The sequence below is a fragment of the Mycolicibacterium holsaticum DSM 44478 = JCM 12374 genome (assembly GCF_019645835.1).
GTDB lineage: Bacteria > Actinomycetota > Actinomycetes > Mycobacteriales > Mycobacteriaceae > Mycobacterium > Mycobacterium holsaticum.
This window is the reverse complement of the sequence record NZ_CP080998.1, coordinates 977,683-995,610: the sequence shown is the minus strand read 5'-3', so window position 1 is coordinate 995,610 and position 17,928 is coordinate 977,683. Positions and strand designations below refer to the sequence as shown.

15 protein-coding genes are annotated in these 17,928 nt (G+C 67.5%); 5 read left to right on the top strand and 10 right to left on the bottom strand.

The window, feature by feature from the left end:
- Positions 1 to 165 precede the first annotated feature (165 nt).
- Positions 166 to 1,014 (top strand): LLM class F420-dependent oxidoreductase, encoded by an 849-nt coding sequence (locus K3U96_RS04935; RefSeq protein WP_069406172.1) that lies wholly within the window; start codon positions 166 to 168, stop codon positions 1,012 to 1,014.
- Here the strand turns inward: K3U96_RS04935 and modA are convergent, their stop codons facing one another.
- The 4 genes from modA to sucC are packed head-to-tail and all read right to left on the bottom strand — an operon-like array spanning position 1,015 to position 5,535.
- Positions 1,015 to 1,761, bottom strand: coding sequence for a molybdate ABC transporter substrate-binding protein (gene modA / locus K3U96_RS04930; RefSeq protein ID WP_220692257.1), 747 nt, complete (start codon positions 1,759 to 1,761; stop codon positions 1,015 to 1,017). It lies immediately after the preceding gene.
- A gap of 6 nt (positions 1,762 to 1,767) precedes the next feature.
- Complete coding sequence (locus tag K3U96_RS04925) at positions 1,768 to 3,297, bottom strand: acetyl-CoA acetyltransferase (RefSeq protein ID WP_220692256.1); 1,530 nt, start codon at positions 3,295 to 3,297, stop codon at positions 1,768 to 1,770.
- Between the two features lie 34 nt (positions 3,298 to 3,331).
- Complete coding sequence (sucD, locus tag K3U96_RS04920) at positions 3,332 to 4,234, bottom strand: succinate--CoA ligase subunit alpha (RefSeq protein WP_069406086.1); 903 nt, start codon at positions 4,232 to 4,234, stop codon at positions 3,332 to 3,334.
- Positions 4,235 to 4,248: 14 nt separating this feature from the next.
- Positions 4,249 to 5,535 carry an ADP-forming succinate--CoA ligase subunit beta gene (gene sucC / locus K3U96_RS04915; RefSeq protein WP_268928482.1) on the bottom strand — a complete coding sequence of 429 codons (1,287 nt, stop codon included), beginning with the start codon at positions 5,533 to 5,535 and terminating at the stop codon, positions 4,249 to 4,251.
- Between the two features lie 145 nt (positions 5,536 to 5,680).
- Between sucC and K3U96_RS04910 the strand changes: the two genes are divergently transcribed.
- Together K3U96_RS04910 and K3U96_RS04905 are read left to right on the top strand one after the other, a co-directional pair.
- Positions 5,681 to 6,727 carry a M23 family metallopeptidase gene (locus tag K3U96_RS04910; RefSeq protein WP_220692254.1) on the top strand — a complete coding sequence of 349 codons (1,047 nt, stop codon included), beginning with the start codon at positions 5,681 to 5,683 and terminating at the stop codon, positions 6,725 to 6,727.
- Between the two features lie 25 nt (positions 6,728 to 6,752).
- On the top strand, positions 6,753 to 7,388 hold the full coding sequence (locus tag K3U96_RS04905; protein WP_220692253.1) for a hypothetical protein: 636 nt from the start codon (positions 6,753 to 6,755) through the stop codon (positions 7,386 to 7,388).
- 209 nt (positions 7,389 to 7,597) lie between these two features.
- On the opposite strand, the gene pcrA is transcribed toward K3U96_RS04905, so the two are convergent.
- On the bottom strand, positions 7,598 to 9,922 hold the full coding sequence (gene pcrA, locus K3U96_RS04900) for a DNA helicase PcrA (protein WP_220692252.1): 2,325 nt from the start codon (positions 9,920 to 9,922) through the stop codon (positions 7,598 to 7,600).
- A 213-nt stretch (positions 9,923 to 10,135) separates the two neighbouring features.
- Here pcrA and K3U96_RS04895 point away from each other — a divergent pair, with 213 nt between their 5' ends.
- On the top strand, positions 10,136 to 10,441 hold the full coding sequence (locus K3U96_RS04895) for a chorismate mutase (RefSeq protein ID WP_069406081.1): 306 nt from the start codon (positions 10,136 to 10,138) through the stop codon (positions 10,439 to 10,441).
- A gap of 9 nt (positions 10,442 to 10,450) precedes the next feature.
- On the opposite strand, the gene K3U96_RS04890 is transcribed toward K3U96_RS04895, so the two are convergent.
- Together K3U96_RS04890 and K3U96_RS04885 are read right to left on the bottom strand one after the other, a co-directional pair.
- Positions 10,451 to 12,385, bottom strand: coding sequence for an acyltransferase family protein (locus K3U96_RS04890; RefSeq protein ID WP_220693397.1), 1,935 nt, complete (start codon positions 12,383 to 12,385; stop codon positions 10,451 to 10,453).
- A 100-nt stretch (positions 12,386 to 12,485) separates the two neighbouring features.
- Positions 12,486 to 13,934 carry an NAD-dependent succinate-semialdehyde dehydrogenase gene (locus K3U96_RS04885; protein ID WP_220692251.1) on the bottom strand — a complete coding sequence of 483 codons (1,449 nt, stop codon included), beginning with the start codon at positions 13,932 to 13,934 and terminating at the stop codon, positions 12,486 to 12,488.
- 49 nt (positions 13,935 to 13,983) lie between these two features.
- Between K3U96_RS04885 and pgi the strand changes: the two genes are divergently transcribed.
- On the top strand, positions 13,984 to 15,642 hold the full coding sequence (pgi, locus tag K3U96_RS04880) for a glucose-6-phosphate isomerase (RefSeq protein WP_220692250.1): 1,659 nt from the start codon (positions 13,984 to 13,986) through the stop codon (positions 15,640 to 15,642).
- A gap of 71 nt (positions 15,643 to 15,713) precedes the next feature.
- On the opposite strand, the gene K3U96_RS04875 is transcribed toward pgi, so the two are convergent.
- From K3U96_RS04875 to K3U96_RS04865, 3 genes are read right to left on the bottom strand one after another with little or no spacing between them, the layout of a single operon-like run.
- On the bottom strand, positions 15,714 to 16,094 hold the full coding sequence (locus K3U96_RS04875; protein ID WP_069406078.1) for a hypothetical protein: 381 nt from the start codon (positions 16,092 to 16,094) through the stop codon (positions 15,714 to 15,716).
- A 44-nt stretch (positions 16,095 to 16,138) separates the two neighbouring features.
- On the bottom strand, positions 16,139 to 17,128 hold the full coding sequence (locus tag K3U96_RS04870) for an NAD-dependent epimerase/dehydratase family protein (protein ID WP_220692249.1): 990 nt from the start codon (positions 17,126 to 17,128) through the stop codon (positions 16,139 to 16,141).
- Between the two features lie 43 nt (positions 17,129 to 17,171).
- Positions 17,172 to 17,921 carry an SDR family oxidoreductase gene (locus tag K3U96_RS04865; protein ID WP_220692248.1) on the bottom strand — a complete coding sequence of 250 codons (750 nt, stop codon included), beginning with the start codon at positions 17,919 to 17,921 and terminating at the stop codon, positions 17,172 to 17,174.
- Between the last annotated feature and the right edge of the window lie 7 nt (positions 17,922 to 17,928).

Sequence of the window (17,928 nt, the reverse complement as noted above, 5' to 3'; positions counted from 1 at the left end):
GCAGAAAGCGGTAGTGCGCAAAACCGCGGCAGAGTTTGCGATACGGCGCAACACGTTCCGCGACGAGTTTTCGGGGCGGTGGCCGACCGCGGGATGCGGACGTTGCTCGGTGCCATATCGACCCCGGTATTGCCACCGCCACTAGAACACGTTCTAATTCGAGGCATGAATTACGGGCTCGTACTTTTCACCAGCGATCGCGGGATCACCCCGGCAGCCGCGGCCAAGCTCGCCGACGACCACGGGTTCACCACCTTCTACGTGCCCGAACACACCCACATCCCGATCAAGCGGCAGGCCGCCCACCCGACGACCGGCGACGAGTCGCTGCCCGACGACCGCTACATGCGAACGCTGGATCCGTGGGTCAGCCTGGGCACGGCCTGCGCGGTGACGACCCGGGTGCGCCTGTCCACCGCGGTCGCGCTGCCGGTCGAGCACGACCCGATCACGCTGGCCAAGTCGATCGCCACCCTCGATCACCTGTCCGGCGGCCGGGTCAGCCTCGGCGTGGGCTTCGGCTGGAACACCGACGAGCTCAAAGACCACAACGTACCCCCGGGCCGCCGGCGCACGATGCTGCGCGAGTATCTGGAGGCCATGCGGGCCCTGTGGACCCAGGAGGAAGCGTCCTACGAGGGCGAGTTCGTCAGTTTCGGGCCGAGCTGGGCATGGCCCAAGCCGGTGCAGCCGCACATCCCGGTGCTGGTCGGCGCGGCGGGCACCGAGAAGAACTTCAAGTGGATCGCGCGCTCGGCCGACGGCTGGATCACCACGCCGCGCGACTTCGACATCGATGCTCCTGTGAAGCAGCTGCAGGACATCTGGGCCGGCGCGGGCCGGCAGGGCGCACCGCAGATCGTGGCGCTGGATTTCAAGCCGGACCCGGAGAAGCTGGCACGCTGGGCCGACCTGGGCGTCACCGAGGTGCTGTTCGGCCTGCCGGACAAATCCCCCGACGACGTCGCCGCCTACGTCGAGCGTCTCGCGGGCAAACTGGCCGCCCTGGCCTGATCAGGGGGCGCCGAAGCCGCCCGCACGCAGCACCCGCTGCCCGGGTTCGGCGGTGACGGCTGCGACGAACCTTCTTGCCAGATCGGGCTTTTCAGACTCCCTCAGGGCCGCGATCGGATAGGTGTTGGCGGCGCCGTTCGATTCGGGAAAGGCCACGGCGCTGACCTGGTCTTTGGCGTCGATCGCGTCGGTGACGTAGACCAGCCCGGCATCGGCCTGTCCGCTGCTCACCTTGTTGAGCACGTCGGTGACCGATGACTCCTCGCTGACCGGGGACAGATCGACGCCCGCCGCCTGTTCGGCACGCCGGGTGGCCGCACCGCAGGGCACCTGCGGTGCGCAGACGACGACGGTGGTGTCCGGCCGCGTCAGGTCACGCAGCGACGCAATGTCTTTGGGGTTGCCGGGTGCGACGGCGATGGTCAGCGTGTTCGACGCGAAGTTCAGCGGCTCGCCCGCCACCAGCCCGGCGTCGATCGCCCTGTCCATGTTGGTGACGTCGGCCGAGGCGAATACGTCGGCCCGCGCACCCTGTGTCAACTGGGTCACCAGGTCCGATGATCCGCCAAACGAAAACTGCACGGAGACACCGGGATCAGCTTGTTCGAACTGCTTACCGATCTCGGTGAACGCAGTTTGCAGTGACGCGGCCGCGAACACCACGATCGTGTTGCCCTCGGAGGCGCGCGAACCGCATCCGGTCAGCGAAGCGAGCACCACCACCGCGGCCAGCAGCACCCGTTTCACGGTCGTTCACCTCAGCGTCGCGCGGTTGCCGTGCTCTGTCGACCGGACGTGGATGGCGGCGTTGAGCGGATCACCGTCGCACATCAGCGCGACCAGGTCGGGATCCTCGGTGGTGGCCATGAAACGCGCATTGTCGGCGTCCAGGCGTCCGACGATGATGCCCGTGGTGGTGGGCCAGTCGTACCGCACGGAGTACGTCTCGATCGTGGCTGCACCTGCGGGTGAGGTGGTCACCGGAACGTTCGGCAACGCACTGATCTGCTGGTTGAGTTGTTCGCTGCGATCGGACCGCCATGGGGCCGACCGGGTGGAGTAGACACCGACCGAGTACTTGCTCATCGTGCCGCCGTTGGCGCCCACGAAGCCGAATTCGCCTGGCTTGTCGCGCAGTTGCGTCACGGTCTCGGCGATCGCGTGCAGCGAGTAGCTGTTGCCCGGCCCGCCGAAGTAGGGCAGGCCCCCGGTCACCGTGAGCCCGCGCGGGTCTGCACCGTCGATGCCGAGCGCCTCGCAGACGACGAACACCGGGAACGGGAAGCAACTGTACAGGTCGAACATGGCGATGTCGTCGACGCCGATCTCGGCGACCCGCAAGGCTTCTCGCGACGCGTGCACTGCCGCAGGGCTGGCGCCGAGGTCGACACGGTCCAGCAGCGCCTGCTCGGTGATATCCGAATGACCGTGCAGATATGCCCATTTCGCCTCGGGTACGCCGAGACGACGGGCGGCCGCCACCGACATCATGATCACGGCCGCGCCCTGGTTCACCTGATCTCGCGCGACCAGCAGGCGGGGGTAGGGATCGCAGATCATCCGGTTGTCGTCGGTGATCGTGCAGATCTCCTCGACCGAACGCTCGACCGGCGATGACGAGAACGGGTTCTTCGCCGCGACTTTCGACATCGGCGCGAACAACTCGGCCATCTGTCGCCGATACTCGACAACACCCAGCCCGAGCCGGCTGCGGCGCGCGTTGTCGAGCAGCCCGTATTGCACTGCCGCACCGGTCAACCCGTGTGAGGCGGTGTACTCGGTGAAGTACTGGTGGATCTGGTGACCGCGGTCCTCCAACTGGCCGTCGACGTGTTCGGTGAAGTCCGGCTTGTCCTCACGTTTGGCGAAGTAGCGTGCGGTCGATCCCGGTTCGGAGCCGATGATCATCGCGACGTCCACCTCGCCGGCCGCGATCGCAGTGCCCGCCTCGGTGACGAGCTTTTGTGGCCCCTGTCCGCCGACGGGTTCCAGCACGACGCGGGCCGGATTCCCGCCCACCCGGTTCATCACCGAGCGCGGGTAGTTGTTCGACTTGCCGAGCGTGGCCGGCATGGGTCCGGAGATCTCGAATTGCCTCAGCCCGTACACCGTTTCGATCGCCTCGGCGATCACGGCCGGGTCGACCCCGGTGTCGGTCAGCGCCGCGCGGACCGCTTCGGTCGCGAGGTCCACCGCCGACATGCCCCGGTAGTCGGGGTCGTCGATGCGTTCGGTGAACTGGCCGACGGCGACCAGCACCGGAGTCCGCGGATCGACCGCCATCGCCGGCCCCTTCCCCAATCTCGCGCACAGAGCGCTAGAGGCTCTGCAGGATCTCCCGGGCCAGCTGGGCCGTCGCCGACGGGGTCTTGCCCACCTTCACACCCGCGGCCTCCAGCGCTTCCTTCTTCGCCTGCGCGGTGCCCGAGGAACCCGACACGATCGCACCGGCGTGGCCCATCGTCTTGCCCTCGGGCGCGGTGAAGCCCGCGACGTAGCCGACGACCGGCTTGGTCACGTTGGCCTTGATGTAGTCGGCAGCACGCTCCTCGGCGTCGCCGCCGATCTCGCCGATCATCACGATCACCTTGGTGTCGGGATCCTTCTCGAACGCCTCGATGGCGTCGATGTGGGTGGTGCCGATGACCGGGTCGCCGCCGATGCCGATCGCGGTCGAGAAGCCGAAGTCGCGCAGCTCGAACATCATCTGGTAGGTCAGCGTGCCGGACTTCGACACCAGGCCGACCGGGCCCGAGCCGGTGATGTTGGCCGGGGTGATACCCGCCAGCGCCTCACCGGGGGTGATGATGCCGGGGCAGTTCGGCCCGATGATCCGCGTCTTCTGCCCTTTCTGCACGTTGTAGGCCCACGCGTATGCGCTGTCCTGCACCGGAATTCCCTCGGTGATGACCACCAGCAGCGGGATCTCGGCGTCGATGGCCTCGATGATGGCGTCCTTGGCGAACTTGGGCGGCACGAAGACCACGGACACGTCGGCGCCGGTCTCCTTCATGGCCTCGGCGACGGTGCCGAACACCGGCAACTTGATGTCTTTGCCATCTTTATCGACGTGCGACACCTCAGTTCCGGCCTTGCGCGCGTTGACGCCGCCGACCAGTTGCGTGCCGGCCTTGAGCATCAGCGCGGTGTGCTTGGTGCCCTCACCGCCGGTGATGCCCTGGACGATGACCTTGGAGTCCTTGTTCAGAAAAATAGACATAAACCCTGGGTCCTTTACTTGTTGGCCAGCTCGGCGGCTTTGTCGGCACCGGCGTCCATGGTGTCGGCCTGGATCACCAGCGGGTGGTTGGCCTCGGCCAGGATGCGGCGACCTTCCTCGACGTTGTTGCCGTCCAGACGGACCACCAGCGGCTTGTTGGCCTCGTCACCGAGGATCTTCAGCGCGTTGACGATGCCGTTGGCGACGGCGTCGCAGGCCGTGATGCCGCCGAACACGTTCACGAAGACGCTCTTGACTTGCGGGTCGTTGAGGATGACGTCCAGCCCGGCGGCCATCACCTCGGCGGACGCGCCGCCGCCGATGTCGAGGAAGTTGGCCGGCTTCACCCCGCCGTGCTTCTCCCCCGCGTACGCCGTCACGTCCAGTGTCGACATCACCAGGCCCGCGCCGTTGCCGATGATGCCGACCGCACCGTCGAGCTTGACGTAGTTGAGGTCGTTCTCCTTGGCCTTGAGCTCCAGCGGGTCCGTCGCGTCGCGGTCCTCGAACTCGGCGTGCTCGGGGTGGCGGAAGTCGGCGTTGGCGTCCAGCGTGACCTTGCCGTCCAGCGCCAGGATCTGCCCTGGGTCGCCCTCACCGAGGGAAGGCGTGCGCACCAGCGGGTTGACCTCGACCAGCGTGGCGTCTTCGGCGACCAAGACCTCCCACAGCTTGGCGATCGTCACCGCCGCGGCGTCGAGCACCTCGGCGGGCAGGTGACCCTTCTCGGCGATCTCGCGGGCGAACGCCTCGTCGACACCCTTGATGGCGTCGACGGGCACCTTGGCCAGCCGATCCGGCTTGGTGGCCGCGACCTCTTCGATCTCCATGCCGCCCTCGACCGAGCACATCGCCAGGTAGGTGCGGTTGGCGCGGTCGAGCAGGAACGAGATGTAGTACTCCTCGGCGATGTCGCTGGCCTCGGAGACCAGCAGCTTCTTGACGACGTGGCCCTTGATGTCCAGGCCGAGGATGTTCTGCGCGTGGGTGAAGGCGTCGTCGGCGGTGGCGGCGTACTTGACGCCGCCGGCTTTGCCGCGGCCGCCGGTTTTGACCTGTGCCTTGACCATCACCGGCTTGCCGATCTCCTCGGCGATCGCCTTGGCTCCCTCGGCGGTGTCGGTCACCCGGCCGGGCGTGGTGGGCACGTTGTGCTTGGCGAACAGTTCTTTCGCCTGATATTCGAAGAGATCCATGGACTCACTGTCTCTAGCGCGTTGACTGCAAAGGTTGGGCCTGACGAGGGCTCGGAGGAACTTTATCGACAGGCGCGGCGTTCGTTTGCACCGCCTACCGCTCATGTGGTCGATCTCACCGCGGCCCAACAGTGATACACCTCACAATCGCCCACGGAATATCCGCTTGGCTTGCAGGCATCATTGGACTTTGGTTAACGTGCCTCTGGTCTAGGTCACGTTTCGGTCACAGCGAAAAGGACTCCTTAGATTGGCAGCGCACCGTTCGTCTCGATTCCCCGACGGGGCTTCGACGAAACGGCAAAAGACCACCCGCGGCGCCGAAAGTCCCGCTGAAGTCACCGACATCATCCCGTTCGACGAGTTCGGCAAGCTGGCCGACGTCGACTTCCGGGAGAACTGCGCGTTCGACCGTGAGTCCGCCGTCTTCTCCGCACCCGAGCTCGACGACCTGCACGACACCGACGATCAGTCCCCGCTGCACCTTGCCGTGCCGTCGGAGTTCGCGCCCGCATCGCGCCACCAACGCCGCACCCACGCCTACCGCGACAGCCACACCGACACCAGCGACGGCATGGACGCGACCGACGTCATCAACATCGGCCGGCGCGGCGTGCACCGCAAACCCGATGTCCCCGTAAAGGGCCGGTTGGTGGTCGCGGCGATGGCCGTCGGCGCCACCGCCGCGGGCGCCTACTCGATGACGCACCCGTCGGCCAAGGAGGCCGACGCCACCGTGCTGGCCGCCGACCAGTCTGCGCTCGCGGGCGGGGCGATCACCGGGTCGATGGACGGCATGCAGATCGTGTCGGTCACACCCGCCGCCAGTGCCGCCGTGCACACCGAGGAGATTCAGAAGGCGGCCGCGTTCGCCCAGGAACGCGCCGAGCGCGAAGCCCGTCTGCAACGCCCGATGTTCGTCATGCCGACCCGCGGCGTGTGGACGTCGGGCTTCGGATACCGCTGGGGCGTCCTGCACGGCGGCATCGACATCGCGAACTCGATCGGCACGCCGATCCTGGCCGCCTCCGACGGTGTCGTCGTCTCGGCCGGCCCGTACGCCGGCTACGGCAACATGGTCAAGCTGCGCCACTCCGACGGTTCGGTGACGCTCTACGGTCACCTCAGCGCCGTGCTGGTCAACGTCGGCCAGCGGGTATGGGCCGGCGACCAGATCGCCAAGATGGGCAACACCGGTAACTCGACCGGACCGCACCTGCACTTCGAGGTCCTGATGAACGGCACCGACCGCGTCGACCCTGTCGGATGGCTGGCCAAACGCGGCCTGAGCCCCTGAGCCACCTGACAATTACGCTGGCTGAGTGGCCGAGGACCCGGAAAGCTCATCGCGGATAATCCGCCGACATCCCACCGGGGAGATTCCCGTCGCCGACGGCGACGCGCTCACCCAGCGGGCCCCCGACAGCGGTGCCGATGAGGCGTTGACGCGCATCATCCGCCGCCACCCGACCGGCGAGATGCCGACCGCCGCTGAGCCGCCGACCTGGGGGCACCTCCCGCCCGGAGGGCAGGGGGATTACCTCCCGCGGGCCAGACCCACCGCCGTGGAACCTTCGCGGCCGCGCCCGACCAACCCGCACGCCGCGATCGCCACCGCTATCACGGCCATCCTGTCCGGGTGGGCGACGGCCGTGATCGCCACCGACATCATCACCGGCTGGTGGCGCAGCGATCCGCTGTTCTGCGTGGCGGTGGCGTTCCTGACCGCGATCTCTGCGGCCGCCTTGATCGCCGGGCTCGTCGGGCTGTTGCTGCGCCGACGGATGAGCCGACTGCTGGTCGTGGTGGGTTCCGTGGTGGCGCTGTTGATCTTCTCGAGCCTGTTCGTCGCGGGCGCGAAACTTCCGCCGGTGGTCTACGCGATCCCGGTGCTGCCGGTGGCCACCATCGTGGCGGCCCTGTTGCCCGCGACGCGCCGCTGGCAGCGCGGGAACTGACCTTGCCGATTTTCGCCGAACGGGACAAACGGGCGAGAAAGTGCGATGTGCTCGTAGGCGTCGACGACGGCAGCGATTGCCTGGAGAACGGTTACCCCGAACAAGGTGCTCGGCCCCGCGTGTGGACCACCACCTGCAAAGTTGCCCCGGCCTCGGCCAGCGCGCGCGTCGTCGTCTCAATGCAGACGGCCGCCTTCTCGCCGTCGTCGTTACAGCTTCGTCAAAGGTGCGTGGTTGTGCATGAGCTTGACCCGGCCCGCACTGCCGAAGTCGATCAGCGACATCGCGGATTCGCCGACGCCGGACACCTCTTCGACGCGACCCAGGCCGTACTTGTCGTGGCTCACCCGGTCACCCGGTTCCAGCACCACCAGCGGGCGCTTACCGGCCGACGACCGGGCCGGTGCCGGACGCGGCGTACCGAATCTTCCTGCCCCGCTGACCGGCGCCGACATCGACGGCCCCGGATCGGTGCGCCGCCAATCGATGAGGTGCTGCGGAATCTCTTTGAGGAACCGTGATTCGGGGTTGAGCATCGGCTGACCCCACGACGACCGGATCTTGGCCCGGCTGACGTAGAGCCGCTGGCGCGCCCTGGTGATGCCGACGTATGCCAGCCGTCGCTCCTCGGACAGCTCGGTGGGGTCACCCAGTGCCCGCATGTGCGGGAACATCCCGTCCTCCCAACCGGTCACGAACACCACCGGGAACTCCAGGCCCTTGGCCGTATGCAGAGTCATCAACGTCACCACACCGGCACCGTGCTCGGGCAGTTCGTCGGCATCGGCCACCAGCGACACCCGTTCCAGGAACTGCGCGAGCACACCGGTGTCGGGGATGTCCTCGTCCACCGGTTCGTCGAGCGCCTGGGCGTTCGCGAGATCGGTGCTGAATTCGTGTGCGACGCTGACCAACTCGTTCAGGTTGTCCAGTCGCGCGAGATCCTGTGGGTCGCTGGAGGATTCCAGCGTCGTGCGGTAACCGGTCCGGTCGAGCACCGCCTCCACCAGGTCGCCCAGTTCACCGTCGAGACGCCCACGCAGGTCGTCGAGCAACTCGACGAAGCCGGCGATCGCCTTCTCCGAACGGGTGTTGAGCATCGGCACCTTGCCCTCGGCGGCCGCCTGCAGCGCATCGTTGAAACTCGCCCCGGTGTTCTCGGCGTAGACCGCAACGCACGCTTCGGCGCGATCGCCGATCCCGCGCCGCGGGGTGTTGAGGATGCGCCGCATGCTCACCGAGTCGCCGGGATTGTCCAGCACCCGCAGATAGGCGACCACGTCACGGATCTCTCTGCGTTCGTAAAAGCGAACGCCGCCAACGACTTTGTAGGGAATTCCGGAGCGAATGAACACCTCCTCCAACGCCCGCGAGGAGTTGTTGGTCCGGTAGAACACGGCGACGTCGTTATAGGTGATGTCGCCGCGGTCCACCAGCGTGTCGATTTCGGAGGCGACGAACCGGGCCTCGTCGTGCTCGTTGTCGGCGACGTAGCCGACGATGAGCTCGCCCTCCCCCGCGTCGGTCCACAGCTGCTTTTCCCGGCGCCCGGCGTTGCGGGAGATCACCGAGTTGGCGGCGTTGAGGATGTTCTGCGTCGAGCGGTAGTTCTGCTCCAGCAGAATCGTTGTGGCGTTGGGGAAATCGCGCTCGAAGTCTTCGATGTTGCGGATCGTGGCGCCGCGGAACGCGTAGATGGACTGATCGGCGTCGCCCACCACGCACAGCTCGGCGGGCGCCACACCATCCTCGGTCTCGCGCCCGACGAGCTCACGCACCAGCACGTACTGGGCGTGGTTGGTGTCCTGGTACTCGTCGACGAGGATGTGTCGGAACCGCCGCCGGTAGTACTGGGCGATCTGCGGAAATGCTTGCAGCACAGCGACTGTCTCGCCGATCAGGTCGTCGAAGTCCAGCGCGTTGGCCGCACGCAACCGGCGCTGGTACTCCGCGTAGACCTCGGCGATGATGCGGGGCAACTCCTCGCCGACGTCGGCGGCATCGGATGCGGCCTCCTGCGGGCCGATCAGCTCGTTCTTGAGGTTGGAGATGCCGTTGGCCAGCAGCCGCGGCGAATACCGCTTGGTGTCCAGCCCCATGTCCTTGCCGATCATCTGCAGCAGCCGGCGCGTGTCGTCGGCGTCGTAGATCGAGAAGTTGGAGTTCAGTCCGGGCAGCAGCGAGGCCTGGTTGCGCAGGATCCGCACACAGGTCGAGTGGAACGTCGACACCCACATCGAGCGCGCGCGGGGCCCGACCAGCGCGACGACCCGCTCACGCATCTCGGCGGCGGCCTTGTTGGTGAACGTGATGGCCAGCACCTGCCCGACGCCGACGTCGCGCGCGGCCAACAGGTAGGCGATGCGGCGGGTGAGCACCGCGGTCTTGCCGGATCCGGCGCCCGCGACGATGAGCAGCGGTGAGCCCTCGTGCAGCACCGCCTGGCGTTGCTGCGGGTTGAGGCCGGCCAGAAGGTCGCCGTCTGCGGAGTCCAAGCCGGTGCTGGCATCCGAACCGGTCACGTGCACACTCATGTCGCCTCCAAACTTACCGCTGACGAGGGACATCCTTTGCGCTGGCGCCGCCATTGGTGGCACACTCATCTGGTGCTCAAAAAGCAGCAAGCGGCTCGACGCCGATTTTTCTACGGGTACCGGCCAGCGGTGCCCGTGGTTTAGCAGCTTCTGTGAGCCCCGTGGTCCGCTTCCGGATCCGGGGCTCGTCTCTTGTGTGAGGCCCGAAACCGGATGAGACCAGACTTGCCACACCACGAGAGCGAAGAGAATTCCATGAGTACTGAAGCCGAACCCCGCACCGACATCGACGACCTGCGTCAGGAGATCGACCGGCTGGACGCCGCGATCCTGGAGGCCGTCAAGCGCCGCACCGAGGTGTCCAAGCTGATCGGCAAGGCCCGGATGGCCTCCGGCGGCACCCGCCTGGTGCACAGCAGGGAGATGAAGGTCATCGAGCGCTACAGCGAGCTGGGTCCCGAGGGTAAGGACCTGGCGATGCTGCTGCTGCGCCTGGGCCGCGGCCGTCTCGGCCACTGACACCGGTGATTACTTGAGGGCGTCGGTCAGCCACGGCGTCAACCACTCCACCGCATCCGGCGTGGGATGCAGGCCGTCGCTGCGCATCCGGATGCCGTCGATGCGGTTGGTGTAGCCGCCGTTGGGCCCGAGCTTGCGGTTGAGGTCGAGGACCTTGACGTTCGGTCGTTTCGTCGCGACCCGGCGCAGCAGATCGTTCCAGTCGTCGATGCGCTGGGGTCGGTCCTCGGGATAGAGGCTGCCGTCGGGCTTCTCCCCGCGCCGGTTGTACGGCTCGGTCGTCACGACGACGCGCGCGCCCGTGGAGCTGAGGATGTCCAGCGCACGGTTGAGTTCGCTGCGCAGATAGGAGTCGAAGACCGGTTCGCCGATGTGTGACCATCGGCCCTCGTGCATCCGGTCGACAACCTCCCAGCGGCCGATGACCAGCAGCACCACGTCCGGGCGATCGTGGTTGATGCGCTGCGCCCACCGGCTCGGCCACGTATCGCATTCCGGCTTCTGGTTCAAGGTGTCACCGACGTGGCGATACGGTCCGCCGCGGGCGATGCCGCAGCCGATCGTGGTGTAGTTGCTGAACGCGAATCCCGGTGTCGGCGGCAGGTACCGCATGATCGTCCAGGCCACCGAGTCGCCGAACACCGCGACGGTCCTGGTGCCGGGCGCGAGTTCGGCAGGCCGGTGCACTTCGACGGGAACCTCGGCGCCGACGAACGCGGCCGAGTCGATCTTGCTCGGGGTCTGCTCGGTCGGTGCCACCCCGACCGGCAGCACCGTCATCGTCACCACTGCGGCGGTGGCGGCCGTCGCGGCGGCCAGCGGCAGCATCGGCACGATCACCGGGCGCCAGTGCCGCACCGGTTGCTCGAGCAACCACCACGACGCCGCGGCCAACGCGACCGTCACCGCGCACCGCAGCGCGAACAGCGACCAGCCCGACCAGCCGGTGAGTTCCCCGTTGAGCGCCAAGAAGATCGGCCAGTGCCACAGGTACACGCCGTAGGAGATGGCGCCCAGCCACACCAGCGGCCGCCACGCCAGCACCCGCGCCACCGGGCCCTCCTGGTCCAGCGCCACCGCGGCGACGACGAACACCGAGGCCACAGCCACGGTGACCAGCAGGCCGCCGCGGAAGTCGCCGGTGCTGCCCGTCGCGTAGTGCACGGCCAGACCCAGCACGACCAGTCCGACGACCGACAGCGCCCTGGCCAGCCATCGCCGCCACCGCGCCCGGATCACCGGCCCGCCCATCGTCACCGTCGACCAGTCCCGCACCACCAGCGCCGCGGCCGCCGCCCCGACGAGCAGCGCCTGCGCCCGGGTGTCGGTGCCGAAGTAGACCCGGTTCAGCGACGCATCGGTGGTGAATACGATCGCCGCGGTCGCCGAGGCCGCCGCGCCGAGGGTGGCCAGGACGAGCACGGCCGCGCGCAACCGCGAACGGAACAGGAAGGCCAGCCCGATCAGCAACACCGGCCAGATCGCGTAGTACTGCTCCTCGACACCGAGCGACCACATGTGTTGCAGCGGTGACGGCGGCGCGCCCTGCGCGAAGTAGTCGGTGCGCTGCGCGACGAACGCCCAGTTGGCCACCCAGAAGAACGAGGCGACGGCGTCGTCACGCAGGGTGGCGATCGCTTCCGTCGGGAACAGCTGACGTAGCCCGACCACCGCCAGCACCACCACGAGCAACGCCGGCAGCAACCGGCGTGCGCGTCGGATCCAGAAGTCGGTCAGGCCGATTCGCCCGGTGCGGGCGTGCTCGTCGAGCAACAGCGAGGTGATCAGGAATCCGCTCAGCACGAAGAAGACGTCGACGCCGAGAAAGCCGCCGGACACGCCGGGAATGCCGCCGTGGTCGGCCAGCACCAGCGCCACCGCCACGGCCCGGAGCCCGTCAAGGGCGGGGATGTCTCGACGGCGGCCGGGGGTCACTGCCGAGATTCTTCCTGCGCAAGCAGACGCGAAATCGCATTAGCGACGGCGTGTCGATGCGATTAAGCGTTCTCCTACCTTCGGCGTGGGCGCATCTCGCCGGAAACGGCTACTTCGTCAGCGCGATGTACTTGATCTCGAGGTACTCGTCGATGCCTTCGAAGCCGCCTTCGCGGCCGAAGCCGGATTCCTTGACCCCGCCGAACGGCGCGGCCGGGTCGGAGATCACGCCGCGGTTGATGCCGACCATGCCGGATTCGATGCCGTCGGCGACACGCAGCGCCCGGTCGAGCGACTGCGTGTAGACGTAGGCGGCCAGCCCGTATTCGGTGTTGTTGGCGGCGGCCACGCCTTCGTCCTCGGTGTCGAAGCCGGTGATCGGCGCGACGGGCCCGAACACCTCCTCTTTGAGGATGCGGGCGTCGGCGGGTACATCGGTCAGCACGGTGGCCGGGTAGAAGTTGCCGGGTCCGCCGGGGGCTTCGCCGCCGACGGCGACGATGGCTCCGCGCGAGACCGCGTCGGACACCAGTTCCTCGACGGTGGCGACCTGCTTGGCGTTGATCAGCGGGCCCAGGGTGGCCGAGTCGTCGATGCCCTTGCCGAGGGTGAACTCGCTCATCCGCTTGACCAGCTTCTCGGTGAACTCCTCGCGCACGGCGTTGGCGACGTGGAATCGGTTGGCCGCCGTGCAGGCCTCGCCGCCGTTGCGCATCTTGGCCAGGATCGCGCCGTCGACCGCGGCGTCGACGTCGGCGTCGTCGAACACCACGAACGGTGCGTTGCCGCCGAGTTCCATCGAGGTGCGCAGCAGTTTGTCGGCGGATTGTTTGACCAGCGCCTTACCGACGCCGGTGGAGCCGGTGAACGTCAGCTTGCGCAGTCGGCCGTCATCGATCAACGCCTCGGTGACGGGTCCGGGGCTGTTGGTCGGCAGCACCGAGAGCACGCCCTTGGGCAGGCCGGCCTCGTCCATCAGCTGGGCCAGCAGCAGCATGGTCAGCGGGGTCTCCTGGGCGGGCTTGACGATCATCGTGCAGCCGGCGGCGAACGCGGGACCGATCTTGCGGGTGCCCATGGCCAGCGGAAAGTTCCACGGCGTGATCGCGTAACAGGGCCCGACCGGCTGCTTGGTGACCAGGACGCGGCCGGTGCCCGCCGGGCTGGGGGTGTAGCGGCCCGCGATGCGTACCGACTCCTCGGCGAACCAGCGGAAGAACTCCGCGCCGTATTTGACCTCGCCCATGCTCTCCGGGAGGACCTTGCCCATCTCCAGGGTCATCAGCGTGGCGATGTCTTCGGCGCGTTCGGTGATCTTCTCGAACACCGCGCGCAGGATCTCACCGCGTTCACGCGGCGCGGTGCCCGCCCAGTCGCCCTGCACACCGCATGCGACGTCGAGCGCGGCGATCGCGTCGTCGGGGGTGGCATTGGCGACCGAGGCCAGCACCTGGTCGTCGGACGGGTCGAGCACGTCGAACGTCGACGAACCGGCCCGTTGCTCACCACCGATCCACAGTCCGGTGGGAACTGACGACAGCAGCTTCGCGGTATCCATACTTCCTCTCTTACACCTTTGGGCTTTTTCCCGCACTAGGGTCGTCGTCATGAGTGCCGACATCCCCGATATCACAGGAACAACTGCGTGGCAGGCCCTGCAACGGCATCACGATGCGATCGGCGAAACACATCTGCGGCAGTTTTTCGCCGACGACCCGGCGCGCGGAACCGAGTTGACGCTGACCGTGGGTGATCTCTACGTCGACTACAGCAAGCACCGCCTGACTCAGGAAACGTTGCAATTGCTGGTGAACCTGGCCCGCGCGGCAGGGCTCGAGCAGCGCCGCGACGCGATGTTCTCCGGCGTGCACATCAACACCTCGGAGAACCGTGCGGTGTTGCACACGGCGCTGCGGCTGCCGCGCGACGCCGAACTGGTCGTCGACGGGCAGAACGTCGTCGAGGACGTGCACGCGGTGCTGGACCGGATGGGCGACTTCACCGACCGGCTGCGCAGCGGCGAGTGGACGGGCGCCACCGGTGAACGGATCACGACCGTCGTCAACATCGGCATCGGCGGTTCGGATCTGGGCCCGGTGATGGTGTACCAGGCGCTGCGCCACTACGCCGACGCCGGCATCTCCGCCCGGTTCGTGTCCAACGTGGATCCCGCAGACCTTGTCGCCACGCTCCACGGGCTAGACCCGGCCACAACGCTTTTCATCGTCGCATCCAAGACGTTCTCGACGTTGGAGACGCTCACCAACGCCACCGCCGCGCGCCGCTGGTTGATCGACGGGCTCGGCGATGCGGCGGTGGCCAAGCATTTCGTCGCGGTATCGACGAACAAGAAGCTGGTCGACGAGTTCGGCATCAACACCGACAACATGTTCGGCTTCTGGGACTGGGTCGGCGGACGCTACTCCGTCGACAGCGCAATCGGTTTGAGCGTGATGGCCGCGATCGGCAGGGAACGCTTCGCCGAGTTCCTTTCCGGGTTCCACATCGTCGACGAGCACTTCCGCACCGCCCCACTGGAGGCCAATGCGCCCGCGCTGCTGGGCCTGATCGGCTTGTGGTACAACAACTTCTTCGGTGCGCAGTCGCGCGCGGTGCTGCCCTACTCCAACGACCTGTCGCGGTTCGCGGCGTATCTGCAGCAGCTGACGATGGAGTCCAACGGTAAGTCGGTGCGCGCCGACGGCACCCCGGTGATCACCGACACCGGCGAAATCTTCTGGGGCGAGCCGGGGACCAACGGCCAGCACGCGTTCTACCAGCTGCTGCACCAGGGCACTCGGTTGGTGCCCGCCGACTTCATCGGTTTCTCCCAGCCCACAGACGATCTGGCGACGGCCGACGGCGCGGGCAGCATGCACGACCTGCTGATGAGCAACTTCTTCGCGCAGACTCAAGTGCTGGCGTTCGGCAAGACCGCAGAGGAGATCGCCGACGAGGGCACGCCCCCGGAAGTGGTGCCGCACAAGGTGATGCCGGGCAACCGCCCCAGCACGTCGATCCTCGCGGCGAAGCTGACCCCGTCGGTTGTCGGCCAACTCATCGCGCTCTACGAACATCAGGTGTTCACCGAGGGCGTCATCTGGGGTATCGACTCCTTCGACCAGTGGGGTGTCGAGCTCGGCAAGACCCAGGCCAAGGCGCTGCTGCCGGTGCTCACCGCCGACGCGTCACCGGCGCAACAGTCGGATTCCTCGACCGACGCGCTGGTGCGGCGCTACCGCGTGGAGCGCGGCCGCCCGGCCTGAGCTTTCACCGGATGCACCGCGGCGCACGCCCCCGGAGGGAGCGTGCGCCGCGTGCTCGTGCTGATTAGTGGTTACGGGGCAGGGATGTTGATGCACCCGACGTTGGGCAGGCAGCCGCTTGCGCCACCGGGTCCAGCCGTCCCGCCGGGACCGTTGGGTGCCAGCGAACCGCTGGCGCCACCGGGTCCGGCCGAACCCTCAGGCCCACCGGGGATCACACCCGCGGCGCCGCCTTGATCAGCGGTGCCCGCCGGACCGTTGGGAACGTTGACCTGGGCGCCGCCACCGGGGCCGGCCTCGACGCTGCCGATCGCGGCGCACGGAGTGCCGTCGGCGTTCAGGCACGGCGGAGGCGCGGGTTGCGCACCGGCGATCGGCGCAGCCGCGATCGCCGCTGCTGCAGCAGCGCTTGCGAACAACAGGGGCGTCATCTTCGTCAGTTTCGCGTTCATGGGCGTTGGCTACCACGATGGCGGACCGATGAAACATCGAATGTTCACAACCTGCCGACCTGCCGCAGGCCGGAAACGGTGTCCGCCAGCGTTTCCTGTGGATCGCGGTAGGTGATTCCCAGGTCGGCTTCGCTGGGTGAGTCGTCGCAGGACGGCATCTGGGTGTAGTACTGCATCGCGGCCCCGGTCACCGGGGTGTCGAACGGCAGATAGGGCCCCACCACGTCCACCACCCGCCCGATATTGCGCAGTAAGACGTCCGGAATGGGGTGCACCCGAAGTGGTGCCTCGGCCGCACCGCCGATCATCGACGCCAGTTCGGCGAGTTCGACTCGCCGGCCGCCCGCCATGTATCGACGTGGCCCCTTGCCAGGCTCGAGCAACGCCGCATGCAGCGCGGCGAGGTCTCGAACATCGACCACCGTCCACGCCGCGCCGCGCCCGGGCACCCCGCGCATCTGAACCGCCGCCTGCACGCCTTCGGCCGCCTCGCCGAATTGGTTGCCCGCCGGAGGTCCGAGCACCATGCCCGGATACGTGATGGCCACCGGCGCGCCGGCGTCCTGGAGACCCCTGGCGTACTTCTCCACCTCTGCCTTGGACTTCCCGTAACCGTCTGTGCCGCCCGCCACCGGGAGATCGGCGTGCAGAGTGCGGCAGCCGGGACGGAACAAGGCCGTGAAGCTCGAAACATGCACGATCGGGTCGAGGCCGCGCTCGGCCGCCAGGCCGAGCACGTTGCGGGCGCCGCCGAGATTGGTGGCCAACATGACGTCGGCCTGTCGCGGATCGGTGGATACCATTGCCGCGGAATGGATTACCGCATCACATCCGTCCATCGCCGCCGCTGCCGACGCGGCGTCGGCGATGTCGCCGACGGCGTAATCGCCGGTGTCGACGCCGATCTGGGCCGCGCTTGTCGCCAGCCGAGCCGGATCGCGGACCAAAAACCTCACCTGATGCCCCGCCTCGGCGACGGCCTTGGCCGTCCAGGCGCCGACGAATCCGGTTCCACCGGTCAACAGCACTCTCATGGCGCTCCCTATTACCCGGTAGCGCAATCGGCTACACGGTGCGCTAAGCGAACGGTTTGGTGAAGCGCGGCGGCAGCAGCCGCAATATCTGCGTCAACGGGGCCCACGGCCACCACGGCACCGCCGCCCGTCCGCTCTCGCGTTCGATGACGTTGACCATGGTGCGCACGCCGGTCTCGTTGTCCACCATCAACATCGTCGACGCGGACTTCGCGGTCATCTCGGATTCGATGTAGCCGGGTTCCAGGACGGTCACCGTGATCGGACCCGTGGCGTACTCCGCGCGCAGCGACTCACCCAGCGAAGATACCCCGGCCTTGCTTGCGGCGTAGGCGGCTTTGACCCCGGGCACACCTTTGTTCCCGAGCACCGACGAGACCAGCACCAGATGCCCGCCCCCGGCCTCCTTGAACATCTCCAGCGCGGTCTCGATCTGGACAAGCGCCGCAACGAGGTTCGTCTCGATGGTGGCCTTGTTGGCCCACAGCTTGCCCGACCCCAGCGGCGCACCCTTGCCGACGCCCGCGTTGACGACGACGCGGTCGATGCCGCCCAGTTCACCGGAGAGCTCTGCGAACACCTTCGGCACCTGATCGTGGTCGTTGACGTCGAGCGCGGCGACGGCGACCTTGACACCGGGATGACGGTCGAGCAGTTCGGCCTTCAACTCGTCGAGTCGGTCGATGCGGCGCGCGCACAGCGCGAGGTCGCGACCCCGTGCGGCGAATGCACGGGCCATCCCGGCGCCCAGGCCCGAGCTCGCGCCGGTGATCAAGATCTTCTGCCGAGTCACCCCGACA